The organism is Photobacterium sp. GB-1, assembly GCF_003026165.1.
In the GTDB taxonomy this organism is placed as follows: domain Bacteria; phylum Pseudomonadota; class Gammaproteobacteria; order Enterobacterales; family Vibrionaceae; genus Photobacterium.
The window spans coordinates 36,134-54,643 of the sequence record NZ_PYOB01000018.1 but is presented as its reverse complement, the minus strand read 5'-3'; the positions used below and the strand labels follow the sequence as shown (position 1 = coordinate 54,643).

Sequence of the window (18,510 nt, the reverse complement as noted above, 5' to 3'; positions counted from 1 at the left end):
CGATAATTCAGTGTCCTGTCTAGTGATTACACTAGGCAGGACGTTTTTAAATTACAGAGTGAAAAGCTACTTTGGCTTTTTAAATTGTGGAGTAATAATGTTATCGGAACGGGTCGATACGATTTTATCCATTGCTTTTTCTCGCTGACTTTCATGCAACATATCCATCAACTCTTGAACGATTTTGATATGCGTGGCAGCTTGAACAGCTAACGCCTCTTTATGGCTTTTAGCTTCGTCGTAATATTCTTTTTTCTTTTTATTTGCTTGCGTCCTCTCACCTTTGAGTGACTTAATTTCTTTTTGAAGAACTTCAATGGGGGAGTGCGTGGTTTCATCTTGAGCAAGTTGCGCCTCTAATGACATGTTTTTTATCATTAAAACAACGTCATCATGCCTTCTGAGTGCGCCAGCAGACAGACCCGCTTCTTTTTCAACATTACTATTGTTAATTTTGAGCTTGCCCTTGCGAGCTTTGTTACGAAGCTCTTTCGATGTTAACTTGGTTATGTCACCATCCAAAAGCCTTTCTAACGCACTGATTAGCTTATTTTTAGTTGCTTGTGACATTATGATGTTACTCCATATGGGATAAGCATGTTTGTCACTTCATCGGGAAAGGTAACAGGCTCAAAGTCGATATCTAAATCTCTCAAAATACGTTCAGCGGCTTGAATTTTTATATACGATTCAGACGCGGTTTGCGGACTTAACTCATCGTTTTCAATGTCATATAACATGTGTATTTCAGCCTCTTTACGCTTTGCTTCTGCAAATACGGCATCAACGATGAAATCATTCATGCAGTCTACACATTCGATGAGGTTAACTTGCGTTCTTAAACTACAGGAAGTCGAGGTGCAGAATATTCCCGGCGCAACGGCATGAATGTGGCGGTTTTGAGTACGAATTTGCTTTTTCCAATAGCTAAGAGAAAGCATGTCATTGTCTACCTTATCTTTGAATAAGTTGCGGTCTGTCCGCATCATATTTTTCGCAAACTCTTTGCCTTTACCACCTGCAACTCGCTCTTTGTTTGCCAGTTTTTGATAGATGTTTAAATAGATTTGGGCTTGTTGATTAACCCTTTCTTCATCAATGGCATTGGCGAGAGTTTTCTGTTTCCGAAGCTTTTGAAATTTACTGGCATTCTTTGCATAGTGGCGAGTCATTGCCATAGATACATGGCTAAATTGCTGTTTTAGTTGCGGAAAACCGCAAAGTTCAAAACCTATTAAATAATAGGCAAAAGAGCGACGAAGTTGATGCCCTGTAAATACATAATCTTGACCCACGGTAAACGATAAATTGGGATCAGATATTTTTAAATCAACAATGTCTTCATTGGTAAGCGCCAGTGCTTTACCCATCACCTTTTCAAACCAATCTTGTGAATGTTTACCTAATTGCCTCTTAGTTACTTCACTACAGTCTTCTTTCATTTTATGGAAAAAAGATTGAGAGTTTGGATGAAGTTTTCTTAGTGGCGAATGCAGCGCTTGTAGTACCTCATACGCTATCATGCCTGTTTCGGTGGTGACAAACTCATCTTGTATTGATTGTGCGCCCTTGGTGGTTTTTGATAAGTCGGCATGGATAACGTGTATCTTCTGCCTTTTGATTACCTCTGTCGTGCAGCCCTGAGCGGTGTTCAGATGATACATTTCATCGGCTCTCATTCCCGTTCGAGCCATTAGTCCCCATAAGCAGCCACCATTAAGGTGTTTAAAGAGTGATTGAGCCTCTCTAAGGTTGGTGATTGTCCATGGCCCAATCGTTAGCTTACGTTTGGTGTGGAAGGTATCCATTGTTTCGTGAAATATTTCTGGTTTATGGCGCTGAAGAAGCGTCAATGTTTCTTCTTCATTTGGAGAGTGCAGTGCTAAAAAGGCGGCTTGAAAAGCAAGGGTGCGCTGTTTGTTTTTTTTGCCCGATTTTTTTAAGTACCAGCGAATAGTACCGTTTTTGCATCGGGCTTTATCACTGACCAGATACTTAGCGTACTCCTGATATGCCGTATCAAAGTAAGTGGCGATATATTGTGGAAGTTGTTCTAGCTCATCACGAAGGGCGTAAGCGTCAGTAATCAGGATTTCTGATTCTTGAAGGCCAAGGTAATACAGCCGCTGTGGAATGACAGTATGCTGCTCAGCATCTTTTATGGTTAAACCAAAGTCAGCGGAGTTAAGCTTTTTGTTCAGCTTAACCTCAAACGGCAAACCTCTGGCTTCGGTGTAAAGGCGATTTAATCCGTAGTAAATTCTTTCTCTTTCAAAGTCGATATCTGTAAAATTGCTTAGTGCCCATGATTCCAGTCGGTCAAAATCTAAACTTGATAAAGTGTTACACCCTTCATCTAAAAGTGGGGCAATGACTTTTTTGAGGTCATTTAATGCATCCCAAAGAGTGTGAAATGAATAATCACGAGGTGAGAGCCACATCATTTTAAGCACGAGACTGATAAGCTGATTTTTAAGGTTACGCTCTATTAACTTACCATCGAGAGTAAAATCAAGGGTGCTGGTTTGTGTTGCTCTTGGTTCGAAATAAGGTTGCAGGCTTTTCCACGCGGTATTATCGCCTATTTTCCCCATTGATTTACCCGCCACCGTAAAACCAATATCAAGGCTTTCGAGTTCATCCCAATCGCCACGCTCAATGGCCGGTTTTAATACATCAATCAAGTAATTAGTATGAACGCCAACATTTTCTTGTGCTTTAAGTAGCTTACTTTGATATTTAAGATCACTGAGTTTTATCATTTTAGCCTTCCTAAAGATAAAATTGCGTGGTCGATAGAGACTCTTGGATGACGCCCTTGTGTGTTAAATTTCGCCATGGCTTCTTCAAACACAGTGTCACTCGCCCCATCGAGCGTAAACTCAAATTGTTCAATTTTTTCATGAGCTTCACTTTTCGCATCGGGGTACATATTAAGCGTGTCTTTTAGCGCATCGATTAATGAAATGAGCTTATAAATTGCCTCCGTTTCATTTACCGCCTTGGCGGATTGGCATTTATGGCACATATCAAATTCAGTACAAGGTAAGTTCAACCCTAACTTATGGTTTGTAGCTCGCTGCGTGTTCTTGCCATCAATAACCTGTTGCCCATTGCACAGCAACCCATTGGGGTTGGTTTTTATGCTTTCTTCGCGCATTTTCTTCGCCTCATCGTGTGACAAAATCGGAATACCGCGCCTTTTCGCAACAATCGCCTTTGCTTGCTCTACATTTGTTTCATTATTGAGGTTTTGTAAAACCTCAATGCCCTGACTTGTGATGACATTATTTAGCCGTGGGTCGCCGTTAAGGTAATTTCTATCCAGTGTTTCCAACGTGTTGCCGAGTAAACTTTGTGCCGCTTGAATGCCGCCATCCGCATAGGCTTGGTTGCTGGTCATTTCTCGCCAGCGACTCGATTGAAGAGAAAGATAATAATTGTTTGGCTCAACAGACCAAGTTTTCATTAACGTTGATGAAATAGGGCTGATGCCTTCCCAGTCGTAAGGAACGAAGCGGCTACTTTTTGTTAAAAGTAGCCGCTCATATTTCTTTGGCTGTTTGTTTGCGTTCTCATTGGCATAGTGCTCAATATCTTTGATTAACGCTAAATCAGAGGCTGGCACGTTAAAGCAACCATGAAGGCCGTTTCTGTAGTTAAAAGAAACAGTAATATAGCCATCACTGTCTTTTTCAGAGTATGTAAGTGGAAGTAATATGCCTTTAAGCGGTAAGTCTGTGTAGCAAGATAAAATACAATAGCCACTGTTTTTCGCCCCCTGTACAGCCCCAGGTTTGGCAATTGCTTCAACTTTTTTGTGAACAACAGTGCGCCCCAAGTGATTTACAGCTTTCTTTAACGTGATTGCTTGTTGATTTCTGTATGCGTAAAACAGTGTCTTAAACCAAGGCAGGTTGCCAGCTCGATTTGGAGATAACAAATGCAGTTGGTTAACGAGCTTTTTATTTATCTCTGTCAGGTTAAAGCTATCACTTACGTTCGCAGCATTATCGAGGGTAAAAAGTAACGGATCGCCATCTTCTGTGTTGCCATAGAGTTTAGACAGTCTCTCTAGGAGTTTAATAAACTTCACACCATTTCGCTTATCAACATCAAATGTCTCACCGAGTAACAGCGCATCGACCTCTTTGTTCGCTCTAGGCTTGTAACTAGAGACTCTCACTGTCTCTAAGGTCTTATCTCGCTCTTCAATATGCACTTCAATGGGGTGTGAAATATTTCGAACGTTGCTGTCATTCAATGATGTAAAAAAACACATCAAATGATAGCCTGCGCCCATCGTGAGATTAAAAGCAGCGCCAGTATTAACTGCTGTACCATCTTTTTTACTTTTACCGACTTTTTTATTTAATGATGTGGGGATTTGCACAACTTCCTCATGCTCGCCAAGGGCAATGACAATTGGCAGCGTGGCTGGTAAAGGCGTATTGTTTTCTTTGGCTGCAATAAGCTGTGGGGCGAGAGCGAAAAACACATTACTCAAACGTGCAACAAGCAGCTTTTCTTCTTGATCAGAATATGCCTTATAAGATGTGTTTTTCCCTGAAAACCCTCGGTGGTGGCGAGCCCAATCGGTAACGGGCAAGGCACACCAATCGAGTGCACTGCGAAGCATTGATAGTTGATTCACAGCTGTCGCTTCTTTAATGCCTATTTCATCACCATGGCTGTATTCCCACAATCGCTTGGAGGGGTGATACATTTTGATACGATGCCGTAACTCGCCATCGTTGCCAGCAAACTTTAAGTAACCACTTTCAGTAAATGGGTCAACATCTACTGCCTCACAAAAAGCAATATAGCTGCGTAAGCTCTCGTAGATATTTGAAACTGTAACTGCTGAGTTTCCATTGCTAACATATTGATTTGCTTTTTTGCAAAAGCGCCGAATGTATTCAGTTCGACTACTTATTTTCAGCTTTTTCTTGTTGCCACCTAAGTGCAATAAGTGAGAGACATCGAACGATTTTGGTTGATTTGAACTAGTATTTTTATAAGGGATCGTCAGGTTTAAAGGCACGACATTTTGACTGTTGCGTACACGCTTAACGGCGTTGGATTGCCTTGCAATTTTACTTTTTGGCATTACACCCAACCTCCGTTTATTTTGCGATTTTTCGCTCTAGCTGTGCGGATTTGGTCGTCCATTTTATTCATGAACTTAATGTATTTTTCAGTGGTTGAACTGCTTGCGTGCCCCATCAATTCAGCCAGTTCGTCCATCAGGTAGTCATAGTCAACTGTGCGCGTTTTCGACTCCTGCCAAAGCCAATGAGTTGCAAAGGTAGAACGTAAATCATGAATGCGGTAGTACCATGAAGAGTCCACTTCACGAATCTGTTTTCGAAGATTTGAAAAGTGTGTTTCCAACGTCTTGTTTGAGTATGGTGTCCCTTTATTTGAAATAAAGAGGTAATCCACTGCATCTAAAATGTCGCCTGTCTGCACAAGTTCATTGCGTTTATCGAGGTTCTTCAGCCGTGCGTGACTTTCCTTGTATATTTCTAACTCTTCGTAAAGCTCAATCGGGATTTGTATTGTGCGGGTTTTACTGAGTTTTGTGTGAGTAATTTGGATTGGTACAACATCTAAGTTACTGTAATCAGCCTTTCCTATGTCATGAGCGGGGAAGTGAGTGGCTTCATCAATCCTAAGTCCTGCCTCGTCACATAGTCGGAAGATTAATGCGGTCGCTTTGGGTAGTGAAGATACATGTTTATTGAATAAAGCCCTGTGCTCTGGGTGCATCGGCTTGAGCTTTTTGTGGGGAGGGGTATTTTCTTTTTTAGGAAACATCCTCATGATATTTGATGTTTCATAAGTACGTTCAGAGTCCGATTTTGTATGAGCCAACATGTCGTGCTGGTTTAACTCTTGATGTACTTTTCCAGTTGTGTAGTGAGTAAGCACATGCTGGTCGTTATTTTTTATATAGCCGTATTTTTGCATCCACTTATAGAATCCCATCACGGCACTCATATAACTTCGAGCGGTAGATAAACTAAAGGCTTCATCGCCATTAGCCCCTTCAATGTTATTACAGTTAGCAAGGAGAAACTCAGCAAACCGCCAAGGCGCACCTTCTTCCTCATATTTGGTGAGAGATTTATAGCTTAAGTATTCAGGGGGAATGGTATTTCCATCTTCGTCTTCTTGCTCTACACAGGTTGAATCTAAGAATCGAGTAAAGGCGAGTAGCCCTTTGCCAATAGAAGCTGTGTCTTTTACTTTGCCTTCACCACGTAATTTCGAGACTAAATAGAGGGATTGAGGATAGACAACCAACCCATCACGACCAATGATGATATCGGTTTTCTTTACGAAATGTTTTAAGCTCGAAGGATCTAAGGTGGCAGAGAAAGCAACTTCCCCTGTTTCGGTGTTAGTGCTGCTGTTGTTTATCTTGAGCTTGGCTAATGTATCAATTTCTATTTTCAATAACCAATGATCATCATAAACGTCTAAGCATGTGCTATTTGTTTCTATCACAAACAATCCTCAATATGTTACCCACATATTAAAGATAGTTTGTCATGAAAATTAATCAAGGTTATCTGTCAATGAAAATTTCTAAGGGTAAATTTCTTCAGTCCCCAAACACCGAACTGATCAGCGACGGCATGATCTTCATCAGATAAAAGGGTGAAGTTTAGGTTATCGCGCTCGATAAATTTTGGTAGACGTTTTACTGCATCAATACTAATACCCAGTACGACTACATTTTTTTCATCAAGCTCGGCTTTGCTGTCACGCAGTCCACATGCCTGTACCGTACAACCAGGGGTCATTGCTTTAGGGTAAAAGTAAGCAAGTACTTTCTTACCTTTAAAATCACTGAGACTAACAGGCTCGTTATCTTGATTCATTAAAGTAAAATCAGGTGCAGGCATGCCTGCTGTGAGCGTATTCATAAGTATAATATCCTTTTAGTTATCGTATCTCGATGCATTGCATGTTGAACGAACATGAGGCTGATAATGAAAGTCTTATTATTTTTGCTTTCGTTAATTTTTATGACTAATAAAATTCACAGACCCTTTTGCTGATAAGCTATGGCACAAGGTTTCAAATTCCTCTTGCAGTGTCATCAGATTACAGTCTTCAGGTAAATTTGTGCTAATTTGCAAAATAAGTTTATTCATTGTTTCCACAGTTTGGCTTTCAACGGTATTGGCACTAAGCGTCGAAATATCGATGTGTCGGCTCGCCATAAAGTGAGTAAATTGCTTAATTAAACCTGGACTATCATTAGCTTCGACATGGAAATCAGCGGTATAAGGGAAAAAACGTTGTTGGTGTTTACTCGTACGTTTTATAACAGTAATAAGATCATGCTCTTGCCCTTTTAATGGCAAGGTCGATTCAATTCGAGATATTGCATTGTTATTACCTGATAACAGCATGATCAAGGTAAACTCAGAACCAAACAGGGCGATGCGGCTATCTACGATATTACAGCCACATTGAGTCACAAGGTGGGTGATTTCATCAGAGATACCTGGGCGATCAGTACCTACAGCAGTGATGACAAGGTAGTGTTCCATATTGGTCTTCATTGTAAAATTATAATTTAAACATGTTAGCACAGACTGCTATTGATACGATGGCAAATTTAATGACAATAGTCATTGCTGTTGAGATTAAATTTGACTGATTTTTAAGCAAAAAAAGAGAAACATGATTGGGTTTATTGATATTTGAGTTTCAAAGTACAAAATTGTGATGAAAGAAGATGATAAAGCCTGTTAGTTCACTGTTTTCAATCAGCCTTTGCTTGAGTTTATAGTCACTCAAAAGTACCATGACAAAGTTATACCCTAACGGTTTTAGCATACAGCCCCATAAGGTAATGGTGAGAAAGCCGTTTGGATATATAAGAAGAGGGGGATGGACATGTTTAAAGGAAGCATGGTTGCGCTATTAACTCCACTAGATTCAGCAGGCGAAGTAGATTACGTCGGTTTGAAAACGCTGGTGGATTATCATATTAACGCAGGAACAAATGCGATTATTGCCGTGGGTACCACGGGAGAGTCTGCAACACTTACCGTTGATGAGCATATCAAGGTTGTTTTAAAAACATTGGAATATGTTGATGGACGAGTTCCTGTTATTGCAGGTACAGGCGCAAATGCGACGCATGAAGCCATCACTATTACCAAGCTTTTTTCTGGCACGGGTGTAGCAGCATGTTTAAGTGTGACACCGTACTATAATAAACCAACCCAAGAAGGTTTATTCCAACATTATAAAGCTATTGCTGAAGCAACAGATATTCCGCAAATTCTTTACAATGTACCAGGACGAACTGCGGTAGACTTATTACCTGAAACTGTCGCACGTTTAGCTAAAATTGATAATATTATTGGTATTAAAGATGCGACAGCTGATTTATCTCGTGTGAAAAAAACACGGGAACTTTGTGGCGAAGATTTCATCCAATTAAGCGGTGATGACGCTACAGCCGTAGATTTTGTCGCTGAAGGTGGTCACGGTGTTATTTCTGTTACGGCAAATATTGCCGCTGCAGATATGGCTCAAATGTTTACACTCGCATTAAGTGGCCAAATTGACGCTGCACGAGAAATTAATCAGCGTTTAATGCCATTACACAGTCATCTGTTTGTTGAAGCTAACCCTATTCCAGTGAAATGGGCCGCTCATCAGTTAGGTTTGATTGATAATGGTGAATTACGACTTCCGCTAACTGTATTAAGCGAGTCACAGCAACCGGTTGTTAAACAGGCTCTTTTGGATGCCGGTGTGCTTTAAGTTGCACAAGCGTAGGAGCGCAGGAGCATAAATGAATTATAAATATCGACTAGCACTAGCTGCATTCGTGGTAACCAGTTTGTCTGCTTGTTCCGGTGGGCCAGAGGCTCGTCGTCAAGCTAATCAAGATTTTAACTATCTTGATACTCACCCCTTAGAATCATGGACGTTGCCGTCAGGGGCTATGCCTTTTAGTAATGCCAGTTACGCGATTCCGAGTAAGGCATTTGCTGGTGATGTTGGTGCTAGCGTTGATATTCGCCCACCGCAACAGGTTCTTAATCTGATCCCTGGTATGCGCTCTAACGTGGACCAAGATGGTGTAACAGTTCAACTTCCTCGAACTTCTGATTTAACCAAACTATGGCAAGTTACCCAAAATTTGATCAGTAAAAATAACATTGGAATTGCAAAGCAAAGCGCTGATCGTATTGATACTGATTGGGTAAGCTGGACAAATGAAGATGAAGATCATGAAGTGAGCAGTCGCTATAGTATTGAGAAATCACCAGCGACGAATAGTTACCGCATTATCTTAACGGATTGGCGTGAAGATGGTAAAACGATGCCTGTTACTGCGAATAATAAACGTCGTTACAGCATTTTGATGACTAACTTGGTGATGTCGAAATACGATGAGACTATTCGTGAGCAAGCACGTTTAGCAGCGGCTGAGCAGCTGAAAAATATCCCTATTTCAATGGGAATGGATCGCAGCGGTTTCCCTGTGCTTATTGCTCGTGCTTCTTATAATGATATGTGGGAACGTTTACCGAAAGCGTTAGAAAAACTTGGCTTTACTGTTGAAGATCGTAACCGTTCACAAGGTTTGATTGATGTTAAGTACCGTGAGCCTAATGATGAGTTCTGGCAAAAATTAGGGACTAAACCAATGAAATTAACGGATGATACGTACCGTATTTTAGTTGGTGATCTTGGTAATCGTACGTCAATTAATATTACTGACAATGATGGTAAGCCAGTGACCGGTGAAATTTTAGAATCAGCGGCTCCCGCTTTTGCTGCAAGTTTCCAGAAATAATTCGTTATTTCTGTCATAAAAAAAACCGCTTTAGTTAAAGCGGTTTTTTTATATTTAATTTTTAGCTTACTGCCAAAAATGTCGAGATATTATTTAATCTCTACACCTTGTGCTTGTAGATCGGCGTGGTACGACGATCGCACAAATGGCCCACATGCCGCGTGCGTAAAGCCAAGATCGAGAGCGATTTCTTTAAGTTCATCAAACTCTTCTGGCGGAACATAACGCTCAACCGGTAAGTGGTGACGACTTGGTGCTAAATATTGGCCCAGTGTCAGCATGGTAACGCCATGAGCACGAAGATCTTTTAATACTTGAATGATTTCTTCTTTGGTTTCACCTAAGCCCATCATTACACCCGATTTAGTCGGTACATCTGGATGAAGCTCTTTGAATTTTTTCAATAAATCCAGTGACCACTGGTAGTTAGCACCTGGGCGAGCTTTACGGTACAGGCGTGGTGCAGTTTCTAAGTTGTGGTTAAAAACATTAGGTGCAGTATCACGGAAGATTTCTAGTGCACGGTCCATACGGCCACGGAAATCAGGCACTAATGTTTCAATATGAATGCTTGGGTTTTTGGCTCTAATCTCAGTAATACAGTCAACGAAATGTTGTGCGCCACCATCACGTAGATCGTCACGGTCAACAGAGGTGACAACCACATAACGTAGCTTCATATCTGCGATTGTCTGTGCTAAATGCGCAGGCTCTTCAGCATTCGGTGGTAGAGGACGACCATGAGCAACATCACAGAATGGGCAACGACGGGTACAAATGGCACCTAAGATCATAAAGGTGGCTGTACCGTGGTTAAAACATTCGGCTAAATTCGGGCAAGAAGCCTCTTCACAAACTGAGTGAAGTTTATTTTTACGTAGGGCAGATTTGATTTCCTGAATACGCTTACTATCAGACGGTAGCTTGATTTTCATCCATTCAGGTTTACGTAATACTTCTTTTGGCGCATCTTCATTCGCAACGTTACGAACTGGGATCAATGCCATTTTATCGGCATCGCGATATTTGACGCCTTGTTCAATTTTAATTGGTTTACTCATGGTTGATTGCTTTCCGTCATCCACTCGATTTTCGGATAATCGAGTAATTTAGTTAATTCTTCAACGAGTACAGGCTGAACTTCCGTCAGTTCAGTTGGGCCATTTAATGACGCTGTTTGTGTCATTTCCATTCCAGCATAACCGCAAGGATTAATACGAAGAAAAGGCGCCAGATCCATATTTATATTGAGTGCCAGACCGTGAAAAGAGCACCCACGTCTGATCCGTAATCCTAATGAGCATATCTTTTGGTTATTCACATACACACCAGGCGCATCAGGGCGAGCGTTAGAGCTAATCCCAAAGCGGGATAAAGTATTGATTACTGTATTTTCGATGTGCGTAACTAATTCACGTACACCTAATTTTTTACGGCGCAAGTCGATCAAGATATAAGCCACTTGTTGTCCAGGACCATGATAGGTTACTTGACCGCCACGGTCACTTTGAACAACAGGGATATCGCCTGTGTTGAGCAAGTGTTCGACTTTGCCTGCCTGTCCTTGAGTGAAAACAGGTGAATGTTCGACCAGCCAGATTTCATCTGCGGAGTCTTCAGTTCGATTATTGGTGAACTCATGCATGGCATCGTACGTCGCTTGGTAATCGCAACGGCCAAGGTTTTTAATAATAAGAGCTGTTTGCAATGTACTACCCAGATAATAATTAAGATGCCAATCATAAAGAAGGCCAGGTCAGGGCATTATACCTAAACTTGTTGTGGATGTAATGTTAACGACTGATGAAGGAGTTATGGATAATAAATGAGGATTATAAGAAAGGTAAAGAGAATAGAAGACAGGCGGTATTATAACCGCCTGAAAAATAGTGCTTATAACACTACACGAACAATATCAATTGAACCTAACTCTTTGTATAAGGTTTCAATTTGTTCAACATTGGTCGCGTTTACAGCAACAGAAACTGCAGTGTATGTTCCTTTGCTACTTGGTTTTGTTGTTGGAGTGTAATCACCAGGGATAATACTCTGAATAACTTCAACCACACGATCTGGCAATTCTGGCTTGTTTTCGCCCATTACTTTAAAAGTAAAGATACAAGGGAATTCCAGTAGATCTTTTAGTTTTGGTTGCTCTTGTTCTTGCATATAGAACTCCAAAGTTCGCTTTCAATGTGTCTTTCATCATTACTATTATGGTTAATAGTAGTGTATTGCAGGCATCTTAATGTGTCAGTGATTGTAAAACAAGGGAAGGATGAAGAGGATAGGGAATATAGGAGGTAATGTTTGTATTCAGTAATGAAAACAAAGAGGCAACCGAAGTTGCCCCTTAGTCGTTGATGAAGTCGATGGTTTAAATTACTTAAACCAACTTTGTACTAGCATCATTACGTAGTCGACCATACGGCTAAATAGGCTACCTTCTTTTACATCGTTTAATGCCACAAGAGGGTATTCAGCAACGTCTTGATCGCCAACACGGTAAGTTAATTTACCGACGACTTCACCTTTGGTGATTGGCGCCTTTAGCTCTTTAGTTAGCACAAAGCTAGCTTTCAGATCTTTAGCTTGGCTACGAGGTAATGTTACGTAGGTGTTTTCAGCCACACCTAGGTTTACTGTGTCAGTGTCACCCATCCAAACTTTTTCAGTTTCAATGGTTTGATCTTTTTTGTTTGGTGAAAGTGTTTCGTAGAAACGGAAACCAAAGTTCAGTAGCTTTTTGCTCTCAGCAAGGCGAGCGTTTTTACTTGCAGTGCCCATCACAACAGAGATCAGGCGCATATTGCCTTCTGTGGCAGTACTTACGAGGCTGTAACCTGCGTTATCTGTATGGCCTGTTTTTAGACCGTCAACGTGCATGCTTTTATCCCAAAGTAGACCATTACGGTTGTATTGGGTGATGCCGTTGTAAGTAAATGATTTTTCTGAGTAGATTTTAAATTCATTAGGCAAGTCACGGATGAGTGAGCGCGCTAGAATTGAAAGATCGTAAGGTGTTGTGTATAGATCTGGGCGATCTAGGCCATGAACATTTGCAAAGTGTGTTGATTTCATGCCAAGATTTTTAGCCCAGCCATTCATTAAATCAACAAAAGACTCTTGAGAGCCAGCAACGTGCTCAGCCATTGCGACACAGGCATCGTTACCAGAATCTACGATAATACCGCGGTTTAAGTCAGAAACTTTTACGCTTTTACCGACCTCAAGGAACATTTTGGATGAGCCTGGGAAATTTTTCGCCCATGCATTTTTACTGATAACAACAGTGTCATCTGGTGAGATGTTACCGTTTTTAATTTCTTGACCGATAACGTAACTGGTCATCATTTTTGTCAAACTAGCAGGCGCTAATTTTTCATATTCATTATGACCGGCAAGGATTTTACCTGAGTTATAGTCGACGAGGATATAGCCTTTTGCCGCAATTTGTGGAGCTTCAGGTACGACTGCTGGTGATGCAGCAACAGTAGCTGAAGCCAGCAAAGTGGCTGAGATGGCGACAGAACGGAAAAGCGCAGCTGTTTTCTTCATGATTATTATAACTTTAGTTTATCTAAGACAAGAAATGACGCTCACTATAGCAGATAACGCCTTACCTATCAGTTGAATGGGGGGAGAATCCCAATTATTGACATTAAGCGGACGTAATGTGCGCAAAGATTGGTGATTACCTCATTGTTGTGAACAAAATAAAGCTTGTATGTTCATTACGTTAAACGAGTAAACATACAAGCCGATGTTATGAGTCCTAAATGTCGATTAGGTTCCCATTATCTATTAACAGTGGTTATAAATGCTTTTGGATAGTGATGAGATTTTACTTTGCTAAGTTGTATTTCAGCATCTCGGTGATCCATATAGGGGCCTAAGCGCACACGATATACCGCACGACTCTCAATTTTTTCGATATCAATATCGGTATTGAAGTTACGCTTTAGCTCTTTTTTCATCTCTTCGGCTTTTGCTAAGCTATTTACCGCCGCTAATTGGACAAAATAGTGATGAGGAATTGGAGAGTTCTTCATCGTACTTTTATTTGTCGGCTTGGGTACATTTATCACTTCTATCTTAACTGGGGCTGTGCCAAGACTAATGACGCCAATTTTTGCGGCAGCTGCCATGCTTAAATCGATGATACGACCGTCATGGAATGGACCACGGTCGTTCACTCGAACGATGGTCGATTTACCATTAAGGGTATTGGTTACGCGTACAAAACTCGGAAGCGGTAAGGTTTTATGTGCCGCTGTCATAGCAAACATATTGTACGTTTCACCATTAGAGGTTTTGTGTCCGTGGAACTTTTCACCGTACCAAGAAGCGTAGCCTGTCTCGGTGTAACCTTTGGTGTTTTTTATAATATGGTAGCGTTTACCACGTAATGTGTAGTCTTTATTACCACCACGGCTATAAGGTTCATAATGCGGTACCACTGGCGGCACTTTACTAAAATCAGGTACAACCTTTGGTGCACGGTCATCTTTTAATGAATAACGGCCCGCGTTGGGATCATCATTGGTTGGAGTATTGGGTTTAAACAGTAAACCGGGTGTGGCTTGATCTGCTTTTGTCTCTGCCTGTTGAGGTTTATCTGGCGCGGAGCTACATCCTGCAAGTAGAACAAAGAACAATAAAAAAAGTGAACGCATTTAGGTCGCCTTAGACAACATTTTTCTGTGAGTGTGGATAGACATCAAAATACCGAAGCCAGCTAGTAGGGTCATCATGGATGTGCCGCCGTAGCTCACCAAAGGAAGTGGAACACCCACCACAGGCAGAATGCCACTTACCATGCCGATATTTACAAAAACATAAACAAAGAAACTTAATACAATACTACCAGCCATCATACGCCCAAATGCAGTTTGTGCTTGGCTGGCTAACCATAAACCTCGTCCTAATATGAACAGGTACATTGTTAGTAAACCAATCACACCGGTTAATCCCCATTCCTCTGCAATTACAGCAAAAATGAAGTCGGTATGTCGCTCTGGAACAAATTCAAGCTGTGATTGAGTACCATGGAGCCAACCCTTACCGCTTATTCCACCAGAGCCAATCGCGATTTTGGATTGGATAATATGATATCCTGCACCAAGCGGATCAGACTCTGGATTAAACAAAGTCAACACTCGTGTTCGCTGGTAGTCGTGCATAAGGAAGAACCATAACACAGGAATAAACGCACCGAGTAATACTAACGCCCCGATAATCAGTCTCCAGCTCATTCCTGACAGAAACAGAACAAAGATACCTGATGCAGCCACCAAAATGGAGGTTCCAAGGTCGGGTTGTTTAGCAATTAAGATGGTCGGTGTGAAGATTAATACTAAGGCAACAAAGATATTACGCATCGATGGCGGTAAGGGACGATTACCAATGAATCTTGCCACCATCAAAGGTACAGCGAGTTTTAATAGTTCTGATGGCTGAAAGCGAACAAAACCTAAATTTAACCAACGTTGAGCACCTTTTGATACTTCACCAAAAGCTAATACACTGAATAACAGCAGTAAGCCAATACCAAAGAGGTAAGGTGCCCATGCTTCGTAATGGCGTGGTGCAATTTGCGCGAGTAAAACCATGATCCCTAGTGACATCAGCATGCGCATTGCCTGGCGTTCCATCATAGCAATGTTTTGTCCGCTTGCGCTCCACATGATGATAAGGGCAAATCCCATTAAGGCAAGGATCCCTAGTAATAGTGGCATATCGATATGTAAGCGATCAGTTAACGTTCGCTTGGTACCGGTTGCCGCCATAATACTCATTATTGTACCTCTGTTGGTTGTGTTGCAGTGAGTTCAGGCTTTGATTTAAGATCGCTGTCAGCGATTGGTTTAATTAACATATGATCAAAAATTTGACGTGCAATTGGCCCACCATTACTCGAGCCACCACCGGCATTTTCTAATACCATAGCAACGACGACTTCAGGTTTATCAAATGGCGCAAATGCAGTAAATAACGCATGGTCACGTAGACGCTCTTCAAGTTCATCAGCATTATATTTTTGGTTTTCAGCCAAACCGAATACCTGTGCTGAGCCTGACTTTCCGCCCGCTTCATATGGCGTATCATAAAATGCTTTACGTGCTGTACCACGATTGCCATAAAGCACACGATGCATACCTTCACGAGCAATCTCCCATGTTTCAGGTGTCACGCCTGTTATCGGTGGGAAATCTTTAAATTCAGCTGGTTTAACTGTTTCTTCGTCAATAACATCTTTTAGAAGATGAGGGCGATGAACTACACCGTTATTGACCAGTACAGATGTCGCTTTTGCTATTTGTAATGGTGTTGCTGTCCAATAGCCTTGTCCAATTCCGACAGGAATGGTGTCACCTTGATACCAAGGACGTTTATGGCGTGCTTGTTTCCACTCACGTGTTGGCATGTTGGCCTTACTTTCTTCGTGAATATCGATACCGGTATAGACGCCATAACCAAATTTATTCATCCAGGTTGAAAGTCTATCGATCCCCATATCGTAGGCGACTTGGTAAAAGTAAGTATCTACTGACTCTTCAATGGCTTTATAAATGTTGACGCGTCCATGTCCCCAACGTAGCCAGTCACGGAATTTACGGCTAGTCGTGTTAGGGATCTGCCACCAACCGGGATCGTTACGGGTGGTTTTTGGCGTGATCACACCTTCTGTTAATGCAGCGACTGCAATTAACGGTTTTACCGTCGATGCTGGTGGATAAATGCCAAGCGTGACACGGTTAACTAATGGGCGATCAGGATTATTTAATAATTCGCGATATTTTTTACTGGAAATCCCACGAACAAATAAATTGGGATCGTAACTTGGGCTAGAAACCATGGCGAGAATAGCATCGTCTTTTGGATCTAACACTACGACAGAGCCACGCTTGTGTTTAATGATCTCTTCACCCGTTTTAGGATCGATCTTACGTTCAGTCAGTAGTTCTTGTACATAAAGCTGAAGCTGAAGATCAATATTTAACGCAATATCTTTGCCAGGGATAGGAGGCACGTACTTAAGGGTACGAATAATACGTCCACGGCTGTTAACTTCGACTTCTTGGTAGCCTGAAGTTCCATGCAAGAGATCTTCATAATAACGTTCGATACCCAATTTACCGATATCGCGTGTGGCTTTGTAGTTACTGAGTTTCTCAGCTTTATCGAGTTTTTTAAGGTCACGATCGTTAATTTTCGCGACATAACCCAAGACGTGCGTGAGCGAATCACCATATGGATAGTAACGTTTTAAATAGGCTTTAACTTCCACGCCTGGGAATTTATGTTGGTTAACTGCAAACAAAGCAACTTGCTGCTCGTTTAATCCCTCAAGGATCGGCACAGACTTAAAACGGCGAGTACGGCGACGCTCTTTTTTAAATTGCTCAATGTCTTCATCGGTTAGACCTAATACTGATTTTAAATCCGCATAGGTTTGTTCCATGTCTGGTACTTTTTCAATGGTGACTTCAAGGTTATAGATAGGTCGATTTTCAGCCAGAAGCACACCGTTGCGGTCATAAATAAGACCGCGATTAGGTGCGACAGGAACAATTTTGATTCGATTGTCATTAGAACGGGTCTTATAGTCTTGGTGTTGTTCAACCTGAATATTAAAGAGATTGAACAATAAGACACTGACCAGAATGATAATTCCAATAAATGAGACAAGAGCTCGGCGGAAAAACAGCGCCGACTCAGCGCGATGGTCGCGGATCTGGGTTCGCTTTTGTCTCATCGATGGTTATTCCCTGTGGTACGGATGGTTAGCCGTGATGCTCCATGCACGGTATAAACTTTCTGCCATAACGACACGCACTAACGGGTGCGGAAGTGTTAATGGTGATAGTGACCAGCTTTGCTCTGCAGCTGCTTTACAGGCTGGTGAAAGGCCTTCAGGTCCGCCAATTAAAATTGAGACGTCGCGACCATCAAGTTTCCAAACTTCTAGCTGACCTGCTAGTTGCTCGGTATCCCAGCGTTTGCCAGGAATATCTAGAGTAACAATTCGGTTACCCTTAGCAACGGCAGCTAACATCGCTTCACCTTCCTTTTGAAGGATACGAGCAATGTCTGCATTTTTTCCGCGCTTACCTGCTGGGATCTCAATCAATTCCAGAGGCATATCTTTAGGGAAACGGCGGCTATATTCTTTATAGCCTTCCTCAACCCATTTAGGCATTTTTGTGCCAACAGCAATTAATTGAAGCTTCATGACTCACTTAGCTCCAAAGCTTCTCCAGTTGGTATACTTGGCGAGCATCTTCTTGCATGATATGTAGCATTACGTTACCCATATCAACGATCACCCATTGGCCTTCTTCTTCGCCACTAATACCAAATGGAGGGAAGTCAATTAACTTTGATTCTTTGTTTACGTGATCAGCAATAGAGCTCACGTGACGGTTTGAAGTACCAGTACAGATAACCATTACGTCTGTGATGCTTGATTTACCACGAACATCAATTGTTACGATGTCTTGTGCTTTAATGTCGTCAATTTTATCAACAATGAAATCGTGTAGTTCTTGAACTTGCAAAGGGATTCCCTCAATAAGCGTTTAATAAATGTTTAGTCGTTATGATCTATTTTACTACTGGCTAGGATAGGTAAAAAGGTTGCGACCGTAATAAGATCGGAAGTATACCAC

At 41.5% G+C, this 18,510-nt stretch carries 16 protein-coding genes and 1 pseudogene; 2 read left to right on the top strand and 15 right to left on the bottom strand.

The genetic code is table 11. From position 1 onward, the window contains the following. Window positions 1–66 precede the first annotated feature (66 nt). The 6 genes and pseudogenes from C9J45_RS15810 to C9J45_RS15785 form a co-directional block, all read right to left on the bottom strand. Window positions 67–570 (bottom strand): hypothetical protein, encoded by a 504-nt coding sequence (locus C9J45_RS15810; protein ID WP_023933331.1) that lies wholly within the window; start codon window positions 568–570, stop codon window positions 67–69. After that, on the bottom strand, window positions 570–2,762 hold the full coding sequence (locus tag C9J45_RS15805; protein WP_107292752.1) for an integrase: 2,193 nt from the start codon (window positions 2,760–2,762) through the stop codon (window positions 570–572). The genes C9J45_RS15810 and C9J45_RS15805 overlap by 1 nt, the downstream gene beginning before the upstream one ends. After that, a complete protein-coding gene (locus tag C9J45_RS15800; RefSeq protein WP_107292751.1) occupies window positions 2,759–5,110 on the bottom strand; it encodes a hypothetical protein in 2,352 nt (783 codons plus the stop codon). The genes C9J45_RS15805 and C9J45_RS15800 overlap by 4 nt, the downstream gene beginning before the upstream one ends. Further along, window positions 5,110–6,513: a tyrosine-type recombinase/integrase gene (locus C9J45_RS15795; RefSeq protein WP_107292750.1), complete on the bottom strand. Its 1,404-nt coding sequence runs from the start codon at window positions 6,511–6,513 to the stop codon at window positions 5,110–5,112. Before C9J45_RS15795 ends, C9J45_RS15800 begins: the two co-directional genes overlap by 1 nt. A gap of 89 nt (window positions 6,514–6,602) precedes the next feature. Next, window positions 6,603–6,935: pseudogene (gene bcp / locus C9J45_RS15790) on the bottom strand (thioredoxin-dependent thiol peroxidase); the annotation flags it as partial. A gap of 93 nt (window positions 6,936–7,028) precedes the next feature. Next, entirely contained in the window at window positions 7,029–7,568 is a 540-nt protein-coding gene (locus C9J45_RS15785; RefSeq protein ID WP_107205362.1) for a glycine cleavage system protein R, read from the bottom strand. A 349-nt stretch (window positions 7,569–7,917) separates the two neighbouring features. On the opposite strand from C9J45_RS15785, the gene dapA reads away from it, so the two are divergent. Both dapA and bamC read left to right on the top strand, forming a co-directional pair. Next, on the top strand, window positions 7,918–8,796 hold the full coding sequence (gene dapA / locus C9J45_RS15780; protein WP_107205917.1) for a 4-hydroxy-tetrahydrodipicolinate synthase: 879 nt from the start codon (window positions 7,918–7,920) through the stop codon (window positions 8,794–8,796). Window positions 8,797–8,827: 31 nt separating this feature from the next. Next, on the top strand, window positions 8,828–9,838 hold the full coding sequence (gene bamC, locus C9J45_RS15775) for an outer membrane protein assembly factor BamC (RefSeq protein ID WP_107292749.1): 1,011 nt from the start codon (window positions 8,828–8,830) through the stop codon (window positions 9,836–9,838). 89 nt (window positions 9,839–9,927) lie between these two features. On the opposite strand, the gene lipA is transcribed toward bamC, so the two are convergent. The 9 genes from lipA to rsfS form a co-directional block, all read right to left on the bottom strand. Continuing rightward, entirely contained in the window at window positions 9,928–10,899 is a 972-nt protein-coding gene (gene lipA / locus C9J45_RS15770; protein ID WP_107292748.1) for a lipoyl synthase, read from the bottom strand. Next, window positions 10,896–11,546 carry a lipoyl(octanoyl) transferase LipB gene (gene lipB / locus C9J45_RS15765; RefSeq protein WP_107205365.1) on the bottom strand — a complete coding sequence of 217 codons (651 nt, stop codon included), beginning with the start codon at window positions 11,544–11,546 and terminating at the stop codon, window positions 10,896–10,898. The genes lipA and lipB overlap by 4 nt, the downstream gene beginning before the upstream one ends. Before the next feature lie 185 nt (window positions 11,547–11,731). Continuing rightward, on the bottom strand, window positions 11,732–12,007 hold the full coding sequence (gene ybeD, locus C9J45_RS15760) for a DUF493 family protein YbeD (RefSeq protein WP_105060821.1): 276 nt from the start codon (window positions 12,005–12,007) through the stop codon (window positions 11,732–11,734). A 213-nt stretch (window positions 12,008–12,220) separates the two neighbouring features. Then, a complete protein-coding gene (locus tag C9J45_RS15755; RefSeq protein ID WP_107205366.1) occupies window positions 12,221–13,396 on the bottom strand; it encodes a serine hydrolase in 1,176 nt (391 codons plus the stop codon). Window positions 13,397–13,635: 239 nt separating this feature from the next. Further along, a complete protein-coding gene (locus C9J45_RS15750; RefSeq protein ID WP_107205367.1) occupies window positions 13,636–14,514 on the bottom strand; it encodes a septal ring lytic transglycosylase RlpA family protein in 879 nt (292 codons plus the stop codon). Then, entirely contained in the window at window positions 14,515–15,636 is a 1,122-nt protein-coding gene (gene mrdB / locus C9J45_RS15745; protein WP_105060818.1) for a peptidoglycan glycosyltransferase MrdB, read from the bottom strand. Further along, on the bottom strand, window positions 15,636–17,597 hold the full coding sequence (gene mrdA, locus C9J45_RS15740) for a penicillin-binding protein 2 (protein ID WP_107205368.1): 1,962 nt from the start codon (window positions 17,595–17,597) through the stop codon (window positions 15,636–15,638). The genes mrdB and mrdA overlap by 1 nt, the downstream gene beginning before the upstream one ends. Before the next feature lie 6 nt (window positions 17,598–17,603). Beyond that, window positions 17,604–18,074, bottom strand: coding sequence for a 23S rRNA (pseudouridine(1915)-N(3))-methyltransferase RlmH (gene rlmH / locus C9J45_RS15735; RefSeq protein WP_005363385.1), 471 nt, complete (start codon window positions 18,072–18,074; stop codon window positions 17,604–17,606). Between the two features lie 7 nt (window positions 18,075–18,081). Next, complete coding sequence (gene rsfS, locus C9J45_RS15730) at window positions 18,082–18,399, bottom strand: ribosome silencing factor (RefSeq protein WP_005363382.1); 318 nt, start codon at window positions 18,397–18,399, stop codon at window positions 18,082–18,084. Between the last annotated feature and the right edge of the window lie 111 nt (window positions 18,400–18,510).